The sequence below is a fragment of the Maribacter sp. R77961 genome, from assembly GCF_044594925.1.
In the GTDB taxonomy this organism is placed as follows: domain Bacteria; phylum Bacteroidota; class Bacteroidia; order Flavobacteriales; family Flavobacteriaceae; genus Maribacter.
In genome coordinates this window covers 727,311-746,690 of record NZ_CP138991.1, presented here as the reverse complement: position 1 = coordinate 746,690, position 19,380 = coordinate 727,311, and the positions used below count along the sequence as shown (strand labels likewise).

The following is a 19,380-nucleotide window of genomic DNA, read 5'->3' as shown; positions in this document are numbered from 1 at the left end:
ATGCTTTAAGAGGCCTTATAGGTTTATCCATTCTTTTTACGCTAATTAAAACTAAACATAATGAAAAAACTCGCTGTATTACTATCAATTATTTTGGTTTGGGCCTGTAAAGAGGAGCCTAAAACTCCTTCTATCGCAGAAACCATGCAAACCTATACCATTGAGCAAATGATGGATAACGAGGCAATAGGCGGTGGTAGTTTTTCTCCGGACAAATCCAAACTACTTATTTCAAGTAACCGTTCAGGTATTTATAATATGTATACGGTGCCGGTAACCGGTGGACAGGTAGAACCCTTGACACAATCGGATAGCACTTCTATTTTTGCTATTTCCTATTTCCCTAATGACGAGCGCATGTTATTTCGAATGGATGGAAACGGTGATGAAATCTATCACATCTATGTTAGGGATACCGATGGCAGCCTTACCGACCTTACGCCCCAAGAAGGTGCTAGAGCCAACTTTTATGGTTGGACCAAGGACAAAAAAAGCTTTCTATTCGCATCAAATAAGAGAGATGCAAGGTATACTGATTTATATGAAATGGACTTAGAAACCTTCACCTCAAAAATGCTTTACAAGAATGACGGTGGTTATTTTCTTGGCGGGCTATCGGACGATAAAAAATACCTTCCATTAATAAAACCTATCAATACAAATGATGCCGACCTTTTTTTATACAATATGGAAAATGAATCAATGGTCAAAATCAACGATAATCAAAGTGCAAATAGTCCAGAAGATTTTTCTCCGGATGGTACCTCGTTGTACTACACCACAGATGATGGTAGTGAGTTTGCTCAGCTAATGAAGTATGATATTACTAACAAATCAAAAGAAAGGGTAATGACCCGTAGTTGGGACATTTCAGGCTCTTATTTTACCGAAAAAGGAACCTATCAGATTACTTATATCAATGAGGATGCAAAAAATACAATTGAAATTAGAGCGGTAGCTACGGATAAGAACATACCCCTGCCCACAACTGCTGGGATGGACATCAGTAACGTTAGCTTTTCTGATGATGAAACCTTAATGACCTTTTATGCAGGAGGTTCGCACACTCCAAGTAACCTCTTCGTTTATAACTTGGAAACTGGGGAGCAGACCCAACTGACAAATGTGCTTAATCATGAAATTGAAGCGCAAGATTTGGTAAATGCAGAAGTTATCCGGTATAAATCTTTCGACGGATTAGAAATTCCGGCTATTTATTATAAACCTCATCAAGCTACTGCCGAAAATAAAGTACCTGCCTTGGTTTGGGTGCATGGGGGTCCAGGTGGGCAGTCCAGACAAAGATTCAGTTCCTTTATACAATACCTAGTTAATCATGGATACGCCGTTCTTGCCGTAAACAACAGAGGAAGTAGTGGTTACGGGAAGACTTTTTATCAAATGGATGATTTAAACCACGGCGATAAAGATTTAAAGGATTGTGTTGAAGGAAAAAATTGGTTGGCCTCTCAACCGGAAATCGATGGTACAAAAATTGGGATTATAGGTGGTTCTTATGGTGGTTATATGACCATGGCGGCACTTACTTATACTCCAGAGGAATTTGATGTAGGTGTAAATCTGTTCGGAGTAACCAACTGGATACGCACGCTACGCAGTATACCATCTTGGTGGGAAGCCCAAAAAGAAGCGCTATATTTAGAATTGGGCGACCCAAATAGTGCAGATTCGGTAAGGTTGCGTGCCATTTCGCCCCTATTCCATACGGATAAAGTCATCAAACCACTTATAGTATTGCAAGGTTCAAAAGACCCTAGGGTACTTCAGGTAGAGTCTGATGAAATTGTTGCTGGTGTTAAAAAGAACGGGGTTCCCGTAGAATATGTGCTTTTTGAAGATGAAGGACATGGTTTTGTTAAAAAAGAAAATCAGATTGAAGCCTACAGTCGTGTGCTAGAATTTTTAAACATATACTTAAAAGGCGACAAAGGAAACCCCATAGACGACACGGAATATATAGAAAGTGATGTGTAATGTTTTTCCATAAGTTTTTAAACCGATAAGCGCTTCTCATTAAAAATGGACATAAGCCGAATAGAAACTAGGCTTAAAATTGCTTTTATTTTATGAAAAAAATCTTTTTACTATTACTCGTTATTGTTCAGGTTGCCTTAAATGCCCAAGAGAACGGAGAAAACAACCTAGGTTCTTGGCATATGTACTTTGGAACCAATAGGGTATCGGAAAAGTTCAGTATTCATACCGAAGCACAATTAAGGTATTACGAGCAAGCCACGAATTTTAATCAATTGCTGCTGCGAACCGGTCTCAACTATCATATTAATCCGGACGCCATGGCAACCTTTGGTTATGCCTATATTAATACTGATCCCAATTTTTCTGATAATCGTATAATTTTCGGGGATATATTGACCGATGATTTAAGGTTGAACGAACATCGTATTTTCGAGCAGTTTATTTTAAAGGATAAAGTTTGGGAAGTGCTTTTTGAACACCGTTACAGACTGGAGCAACGATTTATAACAGTTGGTGAGGAAAGTGACCCCGAGTTCGAGAATAGAACGGACCACCGTGCACGATATCGTTTGCAAGTAACCCTGCCATTAACGGATATTTTCTTTCTGAATTTTTATGATGAAATTTTCATTAACCTACAAAGAGAAGTATTTGACCAAAACCGTTTATATGCCGCACTCGGTGTTAACGTTACCGAAAACCTAAGTGTACAGGCAGGTTATTTAAAAAATCATTTTAGAACCGTAAATTTCGATCGTCTACAGATAGGTGTCTTCTATAATCCCGACTTAAGAGGTGCATTCAAGAAAAAGAAAAAATGAGTCTTCAAAAAATAAGGTTTCAGAACAAAGAAGGGCAAACACTAGTGGGCCGTTTAGAAATGCCGGTGGACCAACACCCCCATAATTTTGTAATTTTTGCACACTGCTTTACTTGTACTAAAAATCTGCTGGCCGTAAAGAATATCGGAAAAGCATTGACATCGAACGGTTTTGCCGTACTTCGTTTTGATTTTACAGGTTTGGGCGAGAGTGATGGCGATTTCGCCGATACCAACTTTTCCGGTAATGTATCCGATTTAATAGCCGCTGCAGACCATCTTGAAGCAAATTTTAGCGCTCCCACACTTATTATAGGTCATTCCTTAGGAGGTGCTGCCGCCTTGTTCGCAGCAGCAGAAATAGCTTCCATAAAGGCAGTAGCGACGATAGGTGCACCTTCAAATCCTGTACATGTACAACACCTTTTTAAAAGTAGTTTATCCGAAATAGAAGAAAGCGGTAAAGCCACTGTTAATTTAAGTGGTAGGGATTTCACTATTAAAAAACAATTCTTGGATGATTTGGAGAATAAGTCTTTACCTACCATAGTAAAAAATATGCGTAAACCGTTGCTTATACTTCATTCTCCACAAGATGATACAGTGGGTATAAAAAATGCCGAGGAAATTTATGTAGCCGCACATCATCCCAAAAGTTTTGTGTCCTTAGATGGCGCTGACCATTTACTTATGAGAAAGGAAGACTCTCAATATGTTGGTGAAGTTATTGCCGGTTGGTCCCAACGCTATGTGAGCGTTCCAAAAAATGATTCCCTTAAAACAAAGCATCAGGTTGTGGCCAGTTTAGGTTTTGAGGACGGGTTTACAACAAATATGAAGGTGGGCAACCATTTTATGATTGCGGATGAACCCAAAGATTTTGGTGGTAACGATTACGGACCGTCTCCCTATGAACTTGTATCCGCAGGTTTATCAGCCTGTACAGCCATGACTATACAAATGTATACCAAACGTAAAAACTGGAAGGTAGATTTAGTAGAGGTGCATACCTCTTATGCAAAGTCGCACGCTGAGGATTGTGAAAATTGCGAAACCGATAGCGCTAAAATAGACACCTTTCATAGAGAGATTACACTAATTGGTGATTTAGATGAAAAACAAAAAGCGCGTATCCTGCAGATTGCGGATAAGTGTCCCGTTCATAAAACCCTCCATAGCGAAACCCAGGTAATCACGAAATTGGTAGATTCCTTCAACTAAACTCAGGACAAGGGTTGATCCCTTCGGCTACGCTCAGGGCAAGGGTTGATGGTTGATGGTTGATGGTTGATGGTTGATGGTTGATGGTTGATGGTTGATGGTTGATGGTTGATGGTTGATGGTTGATGGTTGATGGTTGATGGTTGATAAAAAAATAAAAATTGGCACTACTACAAAGCAAATCTTTTGAAATATCCATAACGGGAAATTATTATTCTCTGCTTTTACCCGAAGACATTATAGCACCATTCCTAGAAAAAAAATTAAAAAGGGTCAAAGCTCTTGCTTCTTATAAAGGCAAAGAACTCTCATTTCATGCTGCTATTCAAAAAAGAAATGGTAGTCATTACATGATGTTCGGCAAGCGATATCAAAAGGAGTTAGGTGTCTTTCCCAATGATTATTTTAAATTGCAATTCTTCGAGGATACTTCAAAGTATGGGGTTACTATGCCAGAGGAACTCGATGCTGTTTTACTAAGTGACTTTGAGGCTTTTGAAATTTTTGAAGCCCTAACGGATGGTAAAAAACGAGGAATTATCTATGCAATAGCACGCTATAAGAACTCACAAACCAAAATAGATAAGGCTTTATTGGTATGTGAAAATCTAAAAAGAGGTGTACGGGATAATCGGTTAATGCTAAAATCATTTTGATAAGAGTTCATATCCCATTAATAATTCCTTAATTTTAGAAAGTAAACCTAAAAACACTAGAAAATGAAAATGATATTTAAACTCCCGTTAGCTGCTATGGCACTATTAGCAGTTGTAAGTTGTAAAGACTTTAAAAAAGGATATGAGGACGGTAAAGCAGCGGCAGAGAAAGAAGCCGAAGATGCTGTAGAGGAAGTAAAACAAGAAGTAATGGCTCAGAGCATCAAATTTACGATGGAGCCGAAAAGTGATAGTAATGTAAAGGGCGAGGTTACTTTTACCGAAAAAAACGGAACGGTTAAGATGGTAGCGAATTTAAGCGGATTAACCGAAGGTGAGCATGCCATTCATATTCACCAAACGGCGGATTGTTCTTCCGCTGATGGTAAATCAACTGGTGGTCACTGGAATCCAACGAACGAACCACATGGCAAATGGGGTGCTGATGAAGGATTTCATAAAGGGGACATCGGTAATTTTGTTGCAGCCGCAGATGGTAATGCCATTAAAGAATTTGAAACGGACCAGTGGTGTATTGGATGTGATGATGAAAATAAAAACATTGTAGGCAAAGCCGTAATCGTACACCAAGGTATCGATGACTTCACCTCGCAACCAAGTGGTGCTGCTGGGGCACGGGTGAGTTGTACAGGAATAATTCAATAAATAAAACCCTTTCAAGAAAAGCTGCTTTATAGTGGCTTTTCTAATTTTTCGCTTTTAGATAGCACAATATATGCAGTTAAATACTTTAGTAGAACGTTTTAAGAACAAGGATGCTTCCGCCTTTGAAACGCTCTATGGCATGTATGCAGATAATATATGTGGTGTTATTGAAACCATTGTACGTAATGAAGGTAGGTCTCAGGAAATTTGCCAAGATGTTTTCGTGAAAATTTGGAATAATGCTGAAAGTTATAATTCTTCAAAAGGGCGGTTTTTTACTTGGATATTGAATATCGCTAGAAATGCCGCTATCGATGAAGTACGTAGTAGGTCGTATAAAAATCAAAAAAAGAACCTTTCCGCTGATTACTTCGTAGGTATTTTAACTCACACTGAAGAAGCTGAAAATAGTTTAGATACTTCAGGGATAAGAAGATTGGTGAAAAATCTTAAAGAAAAATGTGTTCAAATTATAGAACTCCTATACTTTAGAGGTTATACCCAAAAAGAGGCGGCTGAGGAATTGGAAATACCAGTGGGCACGGTTAAAACAAGAAATAGAAGTTGTATTTCCCAACTGCGGGAGAATATGCATGCGAAATAAATGGATGTAGAACAGTACATAGCGTCAGGAATATTGGAACTTTACGTTGCAGGTGTACTTTCAGAAAAAGAAAATCTGGAAATAAACGCCTATGCAAATGAGTATCCAGCTATTCGAGCTGAAATTGAGGCTATTGAAGCTGCTATTCTGGAATTATCCAAAAAAGCGACTCCTGTTAGTGCATATCCTTTTAAAAGGCTTAAGGAAACTCTTCATATACCTGAGGAGACTAAGGTTGTACCATTGGAAAAACCCAGCACCAACCTATCACAATATATTGGATGGGCGGCTTCCATCCTATTGGCTATTGGACTCTTTTGGACTTATAATCAAAATGAAGCATTAAAATCTGAACTAGAAGTAGTTGAACAGCAGAACATGTTATTAGAGACACAAATAGCGGAATCTGACACTTCCCTGGAAAAAACAAAAGAATTGTTAACCACGCTAAGGGATAGGGACATAACCGTAATCCCCCTTGGAGGGCAAGCGGTATCCCCAACTTCTTATGCCAAAGCCTATTGGAACAAACAAGAACAAAAAGTATTTATCGATGCACAAGGCTTACCAGAACCTCCTGATGGATTTGTGTACCAAGTCTGGTCATTAAAGTTATCTCCTTTAACGCCGACCAATATGGGGCTCTTAGACAATTTTGACACTGACGAGAATAAAGTTTTCACCTTGGAGAACCCTAACGATTCAGAGGCATTTGGAATTACATTAGAACCTGCGGGAGGTAGTGAATCTCCAACATTGGAGCAATTGTATACCTTGGGAGCGGTATCCGCTTCATAATAATAATTTTTTCTCGAACATAAATTTTCTTATTTTGCCGCCATGGATTTAAAGAAACTTTTTGGAACCGTTTTAACCCTTTTGGGTATTGGCGGTTTGGTATATGCGGCAATTTTATTTGGTAATAGTACAGGAACCACGAAAGCTCTAATTGTTTATGGTGTTCTAGGGGCTATATTCTTCTTTTCGGGTATTGGTCTTATCCGCACCACTAAATCCAATGAGTAAGACTTAATTTCTAGATGTCTTTGCTAACCCTATGAAAACGCAGAGTTTTAACCAACCATTTTGGCAAGGGTTTATCCGCTTTTCTATTTTTTAAGTTTAGGTACAAGCCTAATTTTTTGAATATGGGAACCTTGTGGGTTTCAACCAGTTCTATTAAGGTACCGTCCGGGTCCTCTACATAACTAAAATGACCAGCGGCATCTCCCATATCAAAGCTTTGAGCACTATCTACCGTAAAGGGATGATTCATCGACTTTGCCTTTTGTCTTAGGATATCCATACCCTGTACATCAAAACAAATATGTATATAACCCAAATCTCCCCATAGTCTATTCTTATAAATTTTTTCAGGTTGCCTATCTAAGGTTTGTACTAATTCTATTTGAGTAGGTCCAAGTAGTTCTGCAAATCCTCCAATCCCTTTTCTGGAATGCTTTAGCACTACTTTTCTAAATTTTTCCTTAATCGTTTTCGATGCATCTACAGGAATTACAATTTCCTCGTCGCAAACTATATGAGTATATCCCAATAAATTTTTATAAAACTTTAGGGAAGCGTTCATGTCCGACACACCGATTACAGCACCCAAAACCCCTCCAATACCAGTTTCACTGCTTCCAAAGGTATACGAATCCTGAACTAACTGTACCTTATTGTTCCACGGATCTTTAAAATAAAAATATAGTTCTCCATAACTTGTTGTCGAAATTTCGGTTATCCCAAAAAGTCCTAGATCCGTAATTTCCGAATAACTTTTATGAATATCGGAGGTTCTAACCTTCATGGCATTGATTCCCAAATCACCCAGTAAAATCGGATGCTTAGGACCTTGCGGTATTCTATCCTTAAATTGCCAAATTTCTAAACCTCCACCGCCCAACATATTCAATGATAAATACGCATCTCTCCTTTGCGGTTCTCCTAAAGTATATCTAGTCATTAAGGAGGCTGTAGCTTCATCTTTAAACAACAGAATATCGAAGCCTAAATGTTTTCGGTACCAGTTAAATACCGCTTTGGTATCGTGAACACCAATTCCTATTTGCTGAATACCATTTATACTTTCATCCATTATAAGGCGTGCGGAGTAATTTATTATGAAGAAATTTGAGCTTCTCGCTAGGATAACCTAGTTTAAAAAGTATTACCAAAAGTAAATTGGAAAGGTTTACCCTTAGATAAGAATTGCTTTCATATTTACGCGCAGAAACAACTAAGTCGTTTTTGACAATAGTATAGGGAATCTTACTTTTTTTCATTCGTTTGAAAAATTCGAAATCTTCCATTAGCACTTGCTTTTCATCGAATCCGCCTAATGCCGTAAAAACCGATTTACGAATAAAGAGGCATTGGTCACCACCACCGGTGAATAAACCATCTTTAGCGGTAAAGAAAGAGTTGATACGAAGCCAAAAACTATCCCTATCAAATTTATAAGAAAAGAAACCAGCGTCAAACCCATCTTCTATGGTATTTTTTATATTGTTTAAAAAAGCCTTTGGAGGTTTAACATCCGCATGCAAAAAGGCCAATATTTCTCCCTTTGCTTGCTTAGCCGCTTCGTTCATCTGACAAGCCCTACCCTTCTTCTCACATTTTACGACACTTACGGATGTGCCGTTAGCCAAGTTGGCTATGTCTTCACAGCAATCTGGGGATTGGGCTATAATAATTTCAGACGCGCTAGCATTTTCCACGTTCCCAAGGTATGACACCAACTGTATAAGGTTAGGTTTTTCTTTGTGTGCGGGTATTATTATACTTATCATAAACTACAATATTGGAGAAACTGTACTACCGATATACTTAAAATACAATGTCTGCATATAATTCAGTTCAATCTACGTAATTAGAATGGAAAGGGTTTTAAAATTTAAATTTAAAAAGACATTGTTTATAGAATGAAAGGTTCTCGTTCTTTTTCGACTTATTTTCCAAACCTGTAGTACTATCTTTACGTAAATGAGTACAAACAAAGTAAAAAAATCATGAAGAATACCTATTTCTTTTTTTCTCTTGTAGCAATTATGCTCATTGCTTGTAAAAATAATATAACAGCTCAAAATGCTACTACACCCAGTATTGATTATAATGAATTATCAGAGAAGTTTCTAGCAAAAGCTTTAAATGAGGAAGATACCCAAGAAATAAGGGATGTATTTGCTAATGCTAGCCTCAAAGATTTTGAGCTTGCTTTAAACAACGATCAAAAAAAACTAGCTTTCTGGGTTAATGTCTACAATGCTTACATCTTAGAAATATTAAAAGACAATCCTAAACTCTATGAGGATAGAGGTAATTTTTTCAAGAACGAACAGATACCCATTGCCGGTGACACTATTTCTTTTGCTAAAATAGAGCATGGTATTATTAGGAAATCTCAATGGGAATATGGCCTGGGTAGAATTAGAAAATGGTTTCCAAATAAATTGGAACGTAAACTTCGTGTGGATAAAAGAGATTACCGTATTCATTTCGCATTAAACTGTGGTGCCAAAGACTGCCCTCCTGTGGCGATTTATGAATGGGAACGACTTGATGAACAGTTTAATAAGGGAACAAAAAAATACCTTTCCGGTTCCACAGTTTATGATGAATCCAAAAAGGAAGTAGCGGTCACGTCCTTATTTAGTTGGTTTAGGGGAGATTTTGGAGGTAAGAGTGGCGTAAAGAAAATACTTAAGAATTTAGAACTTATTCCAACCACCAAGGATATCGATATTAGTTACAAAAACTACGATTGGACCCTAGATTTAGATAATTATATTGAGCTATAATTAGCGCTAAAACGCCTCGTTGATAGTAAAATAAAATTGCCCGCCTTCGGGTGAAATTCCATAATCAACGCGGATGCGCGTACCTTCTTTTCTATTTACAATGTACCGCAAACCTGTACCTACTGCATTTCTGAATCCAGAGGAGAAAGTATCTCCCAAGGTTGGGGCAACCGTTCCTGTTGAGCCAAAAAGAACGCCACCGAACCTACCTGCAATGGGAAAGCGATACTCTACCACAGCGCTAAGCTCCGCATTATCCTGAAAACGTCTGGCATTATGACCCCTTGTGCGCCTAGTACCCAAGGAATTTAAATCAAGAAAAGGGGTGTTTTTACTTCTGGTACCAAGGAATAGATTACCTGCCAAAATATGGTTCCCCTTCAGTTGTTTATAGTACCGCGCATCAATTTCTAATTTACTGTAGGAAAAAGTGGAACCTAAGAACTTCATAGCAGTGAAAGCGCTGGTCTGGAGGAAGAAACCTTTGGTGGGAAAAAATATATTATCCCTAGTATCATAAAAGGCTACCAATCCGAGGTTAGATACCGTACCTCCTTCCTTACCTACTTCATTGGAGTTTTCTAGGAGTCCATCTGGCTTTAGGTTTATTACATTGTATCCATCAAACTCATAACCCATACCTACAGAAATACCGGGTAAAATTTCTCGGAGTGCCGAAAAGCGTAGTCTGGGAAAATCCGCATCATAAGTTTCCAAATCTTCTTCTTCCGAGTTAACTCCCCTACCGTAATAATTATAGAAATACTGATAGTATCCTAATTCGCCTATAAAACGCCACTTTTCATTGTCCGAATAAATTTCATAGGGCATAAAGAACAACAACTGCTTTTTACTTGTAAAGGTTAAGCCCAACTGCACGGAACTTGGTCTTGATCCTTTTGGTTCTCCCTTTAACCGAAAGGTAGAAAGTCCTAGTCCTCCAAAACCAAGGCCCGTCTCCGGAAGAAAAAATAATACTGGAAGGGCGGTCAATTGAAAATTTTTGGTGCTATCCCTGACTTTTTTGTTCCGTTTTTGTGCATTCCCACATAAAGAGCTCATCAAAGCACAAAGTAGCACTACCACCAAGTAATTCTTTTTCATCGTTACAATTTAACAACTTCCACTCGCTTCAAACATATTTTTAGGATAAAACTGTTATAGTTTGATTAATTTCGCAGGAAGATTTAGAATAAAGCCTCCAACCGCATTTCATGAATAGCTTTTCTGTTTATAAAAAAATATTCATTGTTCTTTTCATTGGCTTGGGCATACTATCAGTCTCAGTGCTAGAGCATCTAAAATTCTCTTTTGATTTTAGTCAGTTTTTCCCAGAGGAAGACCCAGATTTAGAATTTTATCAAGAATATGTTTCAGAATTCGGGACGGACGACAACTTTCTATTAATCGCTGTTAAAGCTGACAGTACCGTCTTTGAACAAAATTTTCTTAATAGGTTTCACCAGTTTTCCGAGGAAAGTAAAAGCTTTGAATACGTTACCGAAAGCACCTCTATCACCACCCTATCTTATCCATTAAAAACATCATTTGGTTATACCACACTTCCTATAATTCATAGCGATGACAAAAATCAGTATGAAAAAGATTGGTTAAAAATAAAGGAGGACGAATTATTCGTTAACGTATTGATAGACGAGAAAGCAAGCTCTTTGGTTCTTGCACTACAAACGGCCGATGATTTGGATTACGAAAAATCAGAAATTTTACTGAGTCAGATACGTACAGCTCTTAAAGCCAACCAACTAAGCGATTATCATCTTCTCGGAAGGGCCTTCTTCTATGAAGCTATTGTAGAAATGCAAAAGAGTGAGGTTTTAAAAACAACACTGGTCGCAAGTATCTTAGTTTTCATTATACTATTACTGGTCTACCGGAGTATACCCGTTGTTTTAATCTCTGTTTTATCCATTGGACTTTCGCTTTTACTTTTCATGGGCTTATTAGCCATATTGGGAAAAGAATTAAATGCCATGGCTGCTTTTTATCCCGTATTGATGCTCATTGTGGGTACCTCCGATGTGATTCACATCACCGATAGTTTTATTAGAAAAATACAAGGTGGACTCCATAAATATACCGCCATAGCTTCCTCCTTGAAGGAGGTGGGACTCACTACGCTTTTAACATCTATTACAACGGCCATTGGTTTTATTACCCTGTTATCCTCAAGATTAGTAAGTATCCAAGATTTTGGTATAAATGCGGCTATGGGAGTTATAGTTGCCTATTTAACGGTTATCTTCTTTACTGGCTCTCTTTTAATAAGCATACCTGAAAAAGTGCTTATAGGTCAAAAAAGTATTTCTAAGAAATGGGTGAACTATCTCCTCTATATCAATGTATTTACTAAAAATTATCCTAAAACAATACTTTCCGGAACATTAATCTTTACACTACTTTGTATTCTGGGCATTAGCCTTATTAGCACAAATTATGAGTTTAAACAAACGCTACCTAATGAGAGTAAAATAGCGGCGGATTTTAATTTTTTCCAAAAGAATTACTCTGGTTTTAGGCCTTTGGAAATCGCAGTAATGTCACAAGGTACAGCTAAGGTTACGGATTATTCCGTTGCTCAAGAAATTGAAAAACTGACTACTTACTTGAAAGAGATTAAGAGCATTGGTAATTTACAATCCGCGAACCTGCCCTACAAAATTATCAATAAGGCTCATCATTTAAATAAATCGGAATATTTCACACTCCCTAGTAACGAGCCTCTTTTTGAACGTTATAAAAAAGATGCAAAAAAGTTAGCACGCAAACAGTTAGCCCGTTTTGTAAATCCCACGGAACGGATAGCCCGTATCAATGGAAAGCTCCAAGATGTGGGCACGGATAGTCTTAAAATAATTTATACGGAGATAGATGCATTTGCATCACGCGAGTTAGATACCAACCTTGTTAAGGTAAAGGTTACGGGTAAAAGTATGTTATTGGATAAAAACGCTGAATATATCCGTACTAGTTTACTTGAGGGTTTGCTTTATGGATTACTGGTCATAGGCATTATAATGGTTCTTGTTTTCAGAAATTTTAAGATGTTTCTTATTTCGTTGGTTCCTAATTTATTGCCCATAGTGTTTGCAGGTAGTATTTTAGGGTTCTTGGGAATACCCTTAGAAGCATCATTATCTGTAGTATTTGCAATAGTTTTTGGCATAGCTGTGGATGATACCATTCATTTCCTCGGAAAGTATAAATTAGGAATTGCGCAAGGACTATGCCAGGAAAAGGCATTGGAAAAGACTTTTGTACAAACCGGTAGAGCTTTAGTAATAACTACCATTATACTGTTCTTTGGTTTTATGGTGATGTTATTCTCCATTCACCAGCCCAGTATTACTATTGGTATCATTATAAGTGTAACCCTGGTAACCGCCCTTATATTGGACCTTTTATTACTTCCGGTATTGATAAGAAAATTGATTAAGACTAAATAATACTATTCTTTCTATTCAATGTTTTTTGAAGAGCTCTATAGGCAATAATAGTTTTGCCAACCATTACAGCCATTGCTAATATCCATAAAGAAAAAAGAAGATATTCCATAACCTTATTATTTAAAGCGGTCTACTTGGGTTAAATTCATTTAGTATTTTAAGTCGCTTGGGGCTTACCTAAAATTTTAAATTATGCATTTGGTCGATAAATATATGTATTTCATCTATACTAGTCTTAAAAAAAGCTTAATTTTCGATGAAATGCACGATATAAAAACGCCACAGTCTTTCGACCGTGGCGTTAACCAAAAAACAATCCAACCTAAAAACCATCCAGTTGTAAATCCCGAATACCTCAGAAAGGCAATTCTTTAGCATTCGGGAGGGGCAAAAAATTACAAATTCTGGATGTTCTTTTCCATAGTGGGGCCAAGCTCGTAAATCGCGCCTAGCAACTCTCCCTTAATTTCTTTTACTTTCTCCGTAGCTCCATTAGCCTTATAAATTTCAGCCGCGTGGTACAGTAAGGCAGGTTCAAAAGTTTTACCAATAACGGCTGTATCGATTATTTTCATTGCCTCCTTTTTATTACCCATTTTAAGGTTACTGTAGGCTAGCAAGCTAAACGATTCTGGGGTGGGCCTATTCGCAACCTCCTTCTTTGCCAAATCCAATGCCTTCTGGTATTGTGCTGTTTCTTCTAAATATAGATTAATGTTATAAGCATTATACATTTCCCCATAGGCCACATTCTTAACACTGGAAAAATAGCGGTCTAAATTTTCCATTCGGCTTAAATTGTCACCTGTATAATCCGCAATTTCCGCTTTCAACAGATAGTAGTCCGGAGCACTATAATTTTTAGTTATCGAATCCAATATCCGAAGAGCTTCCTCAGGATTTCTATCGTAAGAGAAAGCGATCCACGCTATTCCCTTTTTAGCATATGCGTTATTTTCATCCAAGTCCAACGCCTTCAAATAATGATTATAGGAATCTTCTATTCTACCGGCATGACCGTAATAATCCGCCAAGTTGGTATAGCTCCAGAGCATCAATTCTTTATTCTTAGAAGACACTGCTTTTTCCCTTGCTTTTTCCATAAAAGCTATTGTAGTGTCTAAATCTCCTTTGTAATCGTTCCATTTGGCTACTCTAATGAGATACCCAAAATCTGACATATTTTTAATGCGACTTAGGTATTCTTCAGCGAGGTCATAGTTTCCTAATTCCATATGGATATCAAAAAGTAAACTCTGTGTGTCTTTTTTACCACCTCCAATTTTTTCAGCTTCTTTTGCCATCAGCAAGGCGTCCTGGAAACGGTGTTGGGAAATATAATTTCTGGCCAAGGCTCTTCGATATACTTCTTTGTTGATATTTGCAATCTCTACTGCTTTGGTTAACGATTGCTCCGCTTTTTTTAAATATGCTATATCACCTGTTTTTTTAAAATAGCGGCTATATTCACCTGATACGTTTCCAAAGCTTAAGAGTTGTGAGCTATCCGGTTTTATTTTTGAATTCCACAACTCAAAATATTTTGATGTAGTGGTAATACTGTCAATACTCAAGAATTTATTGTAGTCTTCTGCCTTCGCTATTCCTTTTTCAATCTTAGAACTACACGAAAACAATACTAAGATAGAAAGTATGTATAGTAGATATTTCATTGTTTGTTTTTTTGGTATTTTAAGCTTTACTTTTTAATAATAAGGGAGAGTTTAAAACTCTCCCTTATACTCCTTTTCATAGCTTATTCAGGAGCTCCGATATACGGAAAAGTAGTTGTAATATTGTCAGCGGTCAACCCTACACCATCAGTAACTAACTGTGGAAGTCCATCTTGACCGTTAAAACGTGCACCGTTACCTCCTCCGAACAGAAGAATTAAGGAAACATCGATAACATCATCCTGTAACGTTCTACCAGTTAAACCAATAGCTCCCTCGTAATTTGGAGCACCAGAACCAGCATTAAAATAGGTCGTTGCATTGCCTGGAGCAACTTGTAGCACATCTGTAGCCAAAACGGACATTAGCACTTCTGCAGTAACTGGGTTGTTGGTGAAACCGTCGTTCTCAGGGCCATTTAAAATATCACCTAAAATATTCGGTTGATAATCAACATCTTCTGCGGTTAATCCTAAAGCAATAGCGTAAGCATCATGCAGTGCTTCTAAACGAGCAACATAAGCTTCTTGAAAAGCAGCTGCTTGTTCCGAAGGTATGGACACATTATGTGCGTCTTTTGCATCTCCATCGGCACCTAATACGGTATTAATACCCGGCCTTCCCATAAAATCCACTTGTGTAAAGGTCCCTGTAAAATCTGGATCCATCATGGCTACTTCACATGGCATACAGGTAGCACCTCCACAATCTACACCGGTCTCATCACCGTTCATTATACCATCATCACAAGTTGCCATTGGTTCTGGCTCAATAACTGGTCCGTCATCATTGTTACAAGATGCCATTAAGGCAATTGCTCCAAGAGAAAAAAGTGCGTATTTTATATTATTTAATTTCATATCCTTTATTTTAAATTCTTTTGTAATTATTGTTTTACGTTTGTAGTTAACCAAGTATTGTATACCGGTACGCCTATTACATTCGTAGCAGTAGCCTCTCCCAACATACTATTTGGTATCTCCACTACAATGGACATGGTATTAGCGCCATCAAAAGTATCTTCTCCCGGCACATTAAAACCTGAGTTATCTTCGGGTGAAGGGGCTAGTACCTCATTGAAACGGAAAAAGTCAAAATAGAACGCATCTTGACGAGGACCAGCAAACAAAGAAACACCATCCGCAGTAGTTTCAATTACCTCAGTATCTCCAGAAATAGCTACGGAACCTAAAGGCATATCTACCAATATTTGACCACTTAACCCTGTTGCACTAGGTGCGGCAGGTCCGAAAAAATACATTACACCATCTCTTGGTATTGCTTGAATTACCAAATCTTCTACCAAATCTCCATCACTATCAATGTTTATTTCGGTTAAGATATTCTCGTCAAACGTACCATATGCCAAACCATCTACTACGTTAGATTGTAAATCGGCAATAAATACAGTGTTATCCGAACCCTCTGTAGGCTCAAACGCATAAAAATCGGCAATATCAGCCGTTGTTCCCATAGAACCTGGCGCATCAATGTGATCTGCCGCTACCAATAAAGCACCCGCCACTGCTGCTACTCCAAGGCCCATAATTAATTTTGATTTTTTCATTCTTTTAAAATTTTTTAGATTAGAATCACCTTTATTTACGAGATGAAATATGGAAGGTTTGTTTTTAAATGTTAAAAAACGTTAAAATCTAAAACGGTCCAAATAGCTTCAGATATACACCATTAAATCATCTACCAATCCCAATTTGCTTAATACTTTAATAATGTATAGTTATCTAGGGTCTGCATATTTTGTAGTAATTTCGTATTCTAATTCTGTTAAAGAACTTTCTTATGAACCCTTCCGCAACGGGTTGGATAGACAAATTTGGGTCTTTGGCAAAGAGCTACCAAGAAACCTATAAGAACTTCGACACTTTATACTACGGTCTAAGAAAGACAGGGTTTGTTTACGGGATAAATTCTGGTCTACCATCCTATGTGCAATTGGAACACAAATTAGCAGAAGACGAGAAAGCAAAAATAAATTTACTCAGCGCATTATATTTCACCTTTACCGATAAAAATCCAAATGCGGAATTTAATGCTTTTTTGGAATGTATATTTAAGTTCTATGAAACGCTAGAAGTGAATCAAGTGTCATTTCTTGGAAAGATTTTTACTGGGAATAAAACCTCTTCCAAACTGGAGAAACTTATAGATTCCCGTGTTTATTTAGAGGATAATATTATCAGTAAAACCTTTAATAGTTTCATCACCAATTCTTTATTATTTATTGATGTTTTGCTTTTCAGGAGGTACTTAGTACAGGTAGATGGCATAAAAAAACATGCCCAAAAACTAGAATACTTGGCCATAAATGTTACCTACCATGCTTTAAACTCAAAAGAAAAGAACAAAAAGGATGAAAAGCTGGCACAATTATTAGCCTCTTCATTGACTTTCATTAATGGTGATGACCAACACTTTGATGGTTCTTACAGAAATGTACTTTTAGCGAACGATTCTAAATGGGAGAATGCCTACCTATTGGATATGGCTTGTTTAACCGTTTGGGAAGATAATTCTTTGGAATATAAAGAGTCTGAATTTATTTATGGTATAGGAAAAGATTTAGGATTTTCTTACGAACATATACAAAAGGCACTGGGACATGTAACCAATTTTTTCATAACCAATGGTGAAACAATTCCGTTCTTAAAAGACCAAAATTTGGCCATACAGTTCTATGACAATATGGGCCGATTGGTAAACCGTCTAATTCTGAGAAATAGTAAGCGACTGCAAAAAGAACTATCCGAAAGTGCAGAGTTGGTTGCCTTGTTATCAAAATCTACGGTTAAAGACCTTAGTAAGGAAGAGAAGAAAAAAGTGCAACGCCAGTTATTGGATATATTTAAGAGCATTCCTTCCCTTGCTATTTTTCTTTTGCCTGGAGGTGCGGTTCTTCTACCAATTTTTATAAAATTGATTCCGAAATTATTACCTTCTTCCTTCGATGAAAATAGAATTGAACAACCCGGAGAATAGCCTATAAAATAGTATCGATAAAATCTATATTAGTTATTTAATATATTGTTTTTCAAATAATTATATTTATTTACTCTAACCATAACTTAAAGTCCCTTACGCGTTCCCTACTTACTATAATTTCTTGCTCTGAAAAATTGGTAAGTTTAATTTGAAGACGAGAATTCGTGTAAGATATAATGTCTTTAATGTGGTTAACGTTCACGTAGAATTTTCTACTTACCCGAAAGAATAGTTTGGGTTCTAATTCACTTTCCAAATTTTCTAGCGTAGTATCAAGAAGATAATTTCTACCATCTACCGTAGCCGCATAGGTTCCCTTATTCTCACTATAAAAGCACTGAACCTCATCGGCATTAATAATCTTAAGGTGTTGCCCTACTCTCGCAGTAAATCGCTTTTTGTATTCTCTTTCCAGCGGATTTACAAGTAGCTTCTTTATATCCTCAAAATCCAACGCCATTTTTTGAGTGCTAGGTTTTAAGGCTTTAAATTTTTTAACGGCGCTTTCCAATTCTTCATCGTCAATAGGCTTTAGTAGGTAGTCTATGCTATTTAACTTAAAGGCCTGTAATGCATACTCGTCATAGGCCGTGGTGAATATGATGGCACTCTTAACTTCGATTACATCGAATATTTCAAATGACAACCCGTCTGACAATTGAATATCTAAAAAAATTAAGTCTGGGTGTTCATTTTCTTGAAACCAAATAATCGACTCTTCAACAGAATGTAACATGGTAGTGACCGGTACATCCAATTCTGCTAATAATCTTCCTAATCTTCGCGCAGCCGGTTTTTCATCTTCTATTATAATTACGTTCATCTTTCTATAGCTTTATCTTTCTTTTTAATTTTATTAATCCAATACACAATAAAAATAACACCAAATACCGCTGGTAGAAACCAATTTAACAGTGTGGGCAAAAATTGATTTACAACCAAAAAAGCAGATACGGCAGCGATATAAGCCCCCATCATTTTACCTAAATGTATTCTTAACCAATTCTGTTTTAGCTTTTTTGGAGTCTTATAGTTAGAAAAATCTCGAAGTCCAAATAATAACCCTACTATCCCAAAAACCATTAAGACAATATGAACTGCTCCTTCCAATAAGATTGGATATAGCATCATTGCCAGACTTATGAGGATAACTAATATAGATAGTAATTTATCGTACCGTAGCTTATCAACACTGTTTTTATAGCCTAATGCCCTAAAACCGGCAATCAAAAAATAAAGGCTAAAGATTCCGATGCAGAATAGGAACGAATTTTCATGACCCGGCATAACTGATAGTATCAAAGCAGTAAGTGCAGAGATGAGCATGGAGTAAAAGAACAACTTTCCTCCCATCCTATGTATGGATTTCCCTTTTCTACTTGCAATTGCAAATGCCCCTGCCACCAATGCCACCCCTCCGGTTATAGCATGAACTAGTATTAAGACGCTAGTGATATCCATTTTCATTCTTCCTA

The 19,380-nt window shown here is 37.2% G+C and carries 19 protein-coding genes; 11 read left to right on the top strand and 8 right to left on the bottom strand.

Annotation, left to right across the window (positions count from 1 at the left end):
* Positions 1 to 60: 60 nt before the first annotated feature.
* The 8 genes from SJY09_RS03120 to SJY09_RS03085 all read left to right on the top strand — a co-directional run bounded on the left by SJY09_RS03120 (position 61) and on the right by SJY09_RS03085 (position 6,991).
* Entirely contained in the window at positions 61 to 1,995 is a 1,935-nt protein-coding gene (locus SJY09_RS03120; protein ID WP_396637500.1) for a S9 family peptidase, read from the top strand.
* 92 nt (positions 1,996 to 2,087) lie between these two features.
* Positions 2,088 to 2,819 carry a DUF2490 domain-containing protein gene (locus tag SJY09_RS03115; protein WP_396637499.1) on the top strand — a complete coding sequence of 244 codons (732 nt, stop codon included), beginning with the start codon at positions 2,088 to 2,090 and terminating at the stop codon, positions 2,817 to 2,819.
* On the top strand, positions 2,816 to 4,039 hold the full coding sequence (locus tag SJY09_RS03110; RefSeq protein WP_396637498.1) for an alpha/beta fold hydrolase: 1,224 nt from the start codon (positions 2,816 to 2,818) through the stop codon (positions 4,037 to 4,039). The genes SJY09_RS03115 and SJY09_RS03110 overlap by 4 nt, the downstream gene beginning before the upstream one ends.
* 161 nt (positions 4,040 to 4,200) lie before the next feature.
* Positions 4,201 to 4,695, top strand: coding sequence for a YdeI/OmpD-associated family protein (locus SJY09_RS03105; protein ID WP_396637497.1), 495 nt, complete (start codon positions 4,201 to 4,203; stop codon positions 4,693 to 4,695).
* A gap of 63 nt (positions 4,696 to 4,758) precedes the next feature.
* Positions 4,759 to 5,361 carry a superoxide dismutase family protein gene (locus SJY09_RS03100; RefSeq protein ID WP_396637496.1) on the top strand — a complete coding sequence of 201 codons (603 nt, stop codon included), beginning with the start codon at positions 4,759 to 4,761 and terminating at the stop codon, positions 5,359 to 5,361.
* Positions 5,362 to 5,431: 70 nt separating this feature from the next.
* Positions 5,432 to 5,965 carry an RNA polymerase sigma factor gene (locus tag SJY09_RS03095; protein ID WP_396637495.1) on the top strand — a complete coding sequence of 178 codons (534 nt, stop codon included), beginning with the start codon at positions 5,432 to 5,434 and terminating at the stop codon, positions 5,963 to 5,965.
* Positions 5,966 to 6,763: an anti-sigma factor domain-containing protein gene (locus SJY09_RS03090; protein WP_396637494.1), complete on the top strand. Its 798-nt coding sequence runs from the start codon at positions 5,966 to 5,968 to the stop codon at positions 6,761 to 6,763.
* A 42-nt stretch (positions 6,764 to 6,805) separates the two neighbouring features.
* A complete protein-coding gene (locus SJY09_RS03085; RefSeq protein ID WP_396637493.1) occupies positions 6,806 to 6,991 on the top strand; it encodes a hypothetical protein in 186 nt (61 codons plus the stop codon).
* Positions 6,992 to 7,001: 10 nt separating this feature from the next.
* Here the strand turns inward: SJY09_RS03085 and SJY09_RS03080 are convergent, their stop codons facing one another.
* Positions 7,002 to 8,063 carry a VOC family protein gene (locus tag SJY09_RS03080; protein ID WP_396637492.1) on the bottom strand — a complete coding sequence of 354 codons (1,062 nt, stop codon included), beginning with the start codon at positions 8,061 to 8,063 and terminating at the stop codon, positions 7,002 to 7,004.
* The gene (locus tag SJY09_RS03075) at positions 8,056 to 8,760 is read right to left on the bottom strand and encodes a TIGR04283 family arsenosugar biosynthesis glycosyltransferase (RefSeq protein ID WP_396637491.1); all 705 of its coding nucleotides are present in this window, start codon (positions 8,758 to 8,760) and stop codon (positions 8,056 to 8,058) included. Before SJY09_RS03075 ends, SJY09_RS03080 begins: the two co-directional genes overlap by 8 nt.
* 219 nt (positions 8,761 to 8,979) lie before the next feature.
* Between SJY09_RS03075 and SJY09_RS03070 the strand changes: the two genes are divergently transcribed.
* On the top strand, positions 8,980 to 9,768 hold the full coding sequence (locus SJY09_RS03070; RefSeq protein WP_396637490.1) for a DUF547 domain-containing protein: 789 nt from the start codon (positions 8,980 to 8,982) through the stop codon (positions 9,766 to 9,768).
* A 6-nt stretch (positions 9,769 to 9,774) separates the two neighbouring features.
* On the opposite strand, the gene SJY09_RS03065 is transcribed toward SJY09_RS03070, so the two are convergent.
* Positions 9,775 to 10,872 (bottom strand): BamA/TamA family outer membrane protein, encoded by a 1,098-nt coding sequence (locus SJY09_RS03065; protein WP_396637489.1) that lies wholly within the window; start codon positions 10,870 to 10,872, stop codon positions 9,775 to 9,777.
* 110 nt (positions 10,873 to 10,982) lie between these two features.
* Here SJY09_RS03065 and SJY09_RS03060 point away from each other — a divergent pair, with 110 nt between their 5' ends.
* Positions 10,983 to 13,232 carry an RND family transporter gene (locus tag SJY09_RS03060; RefSeq protein ID WP_396637488.1) on the top strand — a complete coding sequence of 750 codons (2,250 nt, stop codon included), beginning with the start codon at positions 10,983 to 10,985 and terminating at the stop codon, positions 13,230 to 13,232.
* A 395-nt stretch (positions 13,233 to 13,627) separates the two neighbouring features.
* Here SJY09_RS03060 and SJY09_RS03055 read toward each other — a convergent pair whose 3' ends face one another.
* From SJY09_RS03055 to SJY09_RS03045, 3 genes are all read right to left on the bottom strand, one after another.
* Complete coding sequence (locus SJY09_RS03055) at positions 13,628 to 14,905, bottom strand: hypothetical protein (RefSeq protein WP_396637487.1); 1,278 nt, start codon at positions 14,903 to 14,905, stop codon at positions 13,628 to 13,630.
* 83 nt (positions 14,906 to 14,988) lie between these two features.
* Positions 14,989 to 15,765 (bottom strand): DUF4331 family protein, encoded by a 777-nt coding sequence (locus SJY09_RS03050; RefSeq protein ID WP_396637486.1) that lies wholly within the window; start codon positions 15,763 to 15,765, stop codon positions 14,989 to 14,991.
* A 26-nt stretch (positions 15,766 to 15,791) separates the two neighbouring features.
* Entirely contained in the window at positions 15,792 to 16,472 is a 681-nt protein-coding gene (locus SJY09_RS03045; RefSeq protein WP_396637485.1) for a DUF4331 family protein, read from the bottom strand.
* Positions 16,473 to 16,705: 233 nt separating this feature from the next.
* Between SJY09_RS03045 and SJY09_RS03040 the strand changes: the two genes are divergently transcribed.
* Positions 16,706 to 17,902 (top strand): LETM1-related biofilm-associated protein, encoded by a 1,197-nt coding sequence (locus SJY09_RS03040; RefSeq protein WP_396637484.1) that lies wholly within the window; start codon positions 16,706 to 16,708, stop codon positions 17,900 to 17,902.
* 70 nt (positions 17,903 to 17,972) lie between these two features.
* On the opposite strand, the gene SJY09_RS03035 is transcribed toward SJY09_RS03040, so the two are convergent.
* Both SJY09_RS03035 and SJY09_RS03030 read right to left on the bottom strand, forming a co-directional pair.
* Positions 17,973 to 18,728: a LytR/AlgR family response regulator transcription factor gene (locus tag SJY09_RS03035; RefSeq protein WP_396637483.1), complete on the bottom strand. Its 756-nt coding sequence runs from the start codon at positions 18,726 to 18,728 to the stop codon at positions 17,973 to 17,975.
* The gene (locus SJY09_RS03030) at positions 18,725 to 19,372 is read right to left on the bottom strand and encodes a DUF2306 domain-containing protein (protein ID WP_396637482.1); all 648 of its coding nucleotides are present in this window, start codon (positions 19,370 to 19,372) and stop codon (positions 18,725 to 18,727) included. Before SJY09_RS03030 ends, SJY09_RS03035 begins: the two co-directional genes overlap by 4 nt.
* Positions 19,373 to 19,380 lie beyond the last annotated feature (8 nt).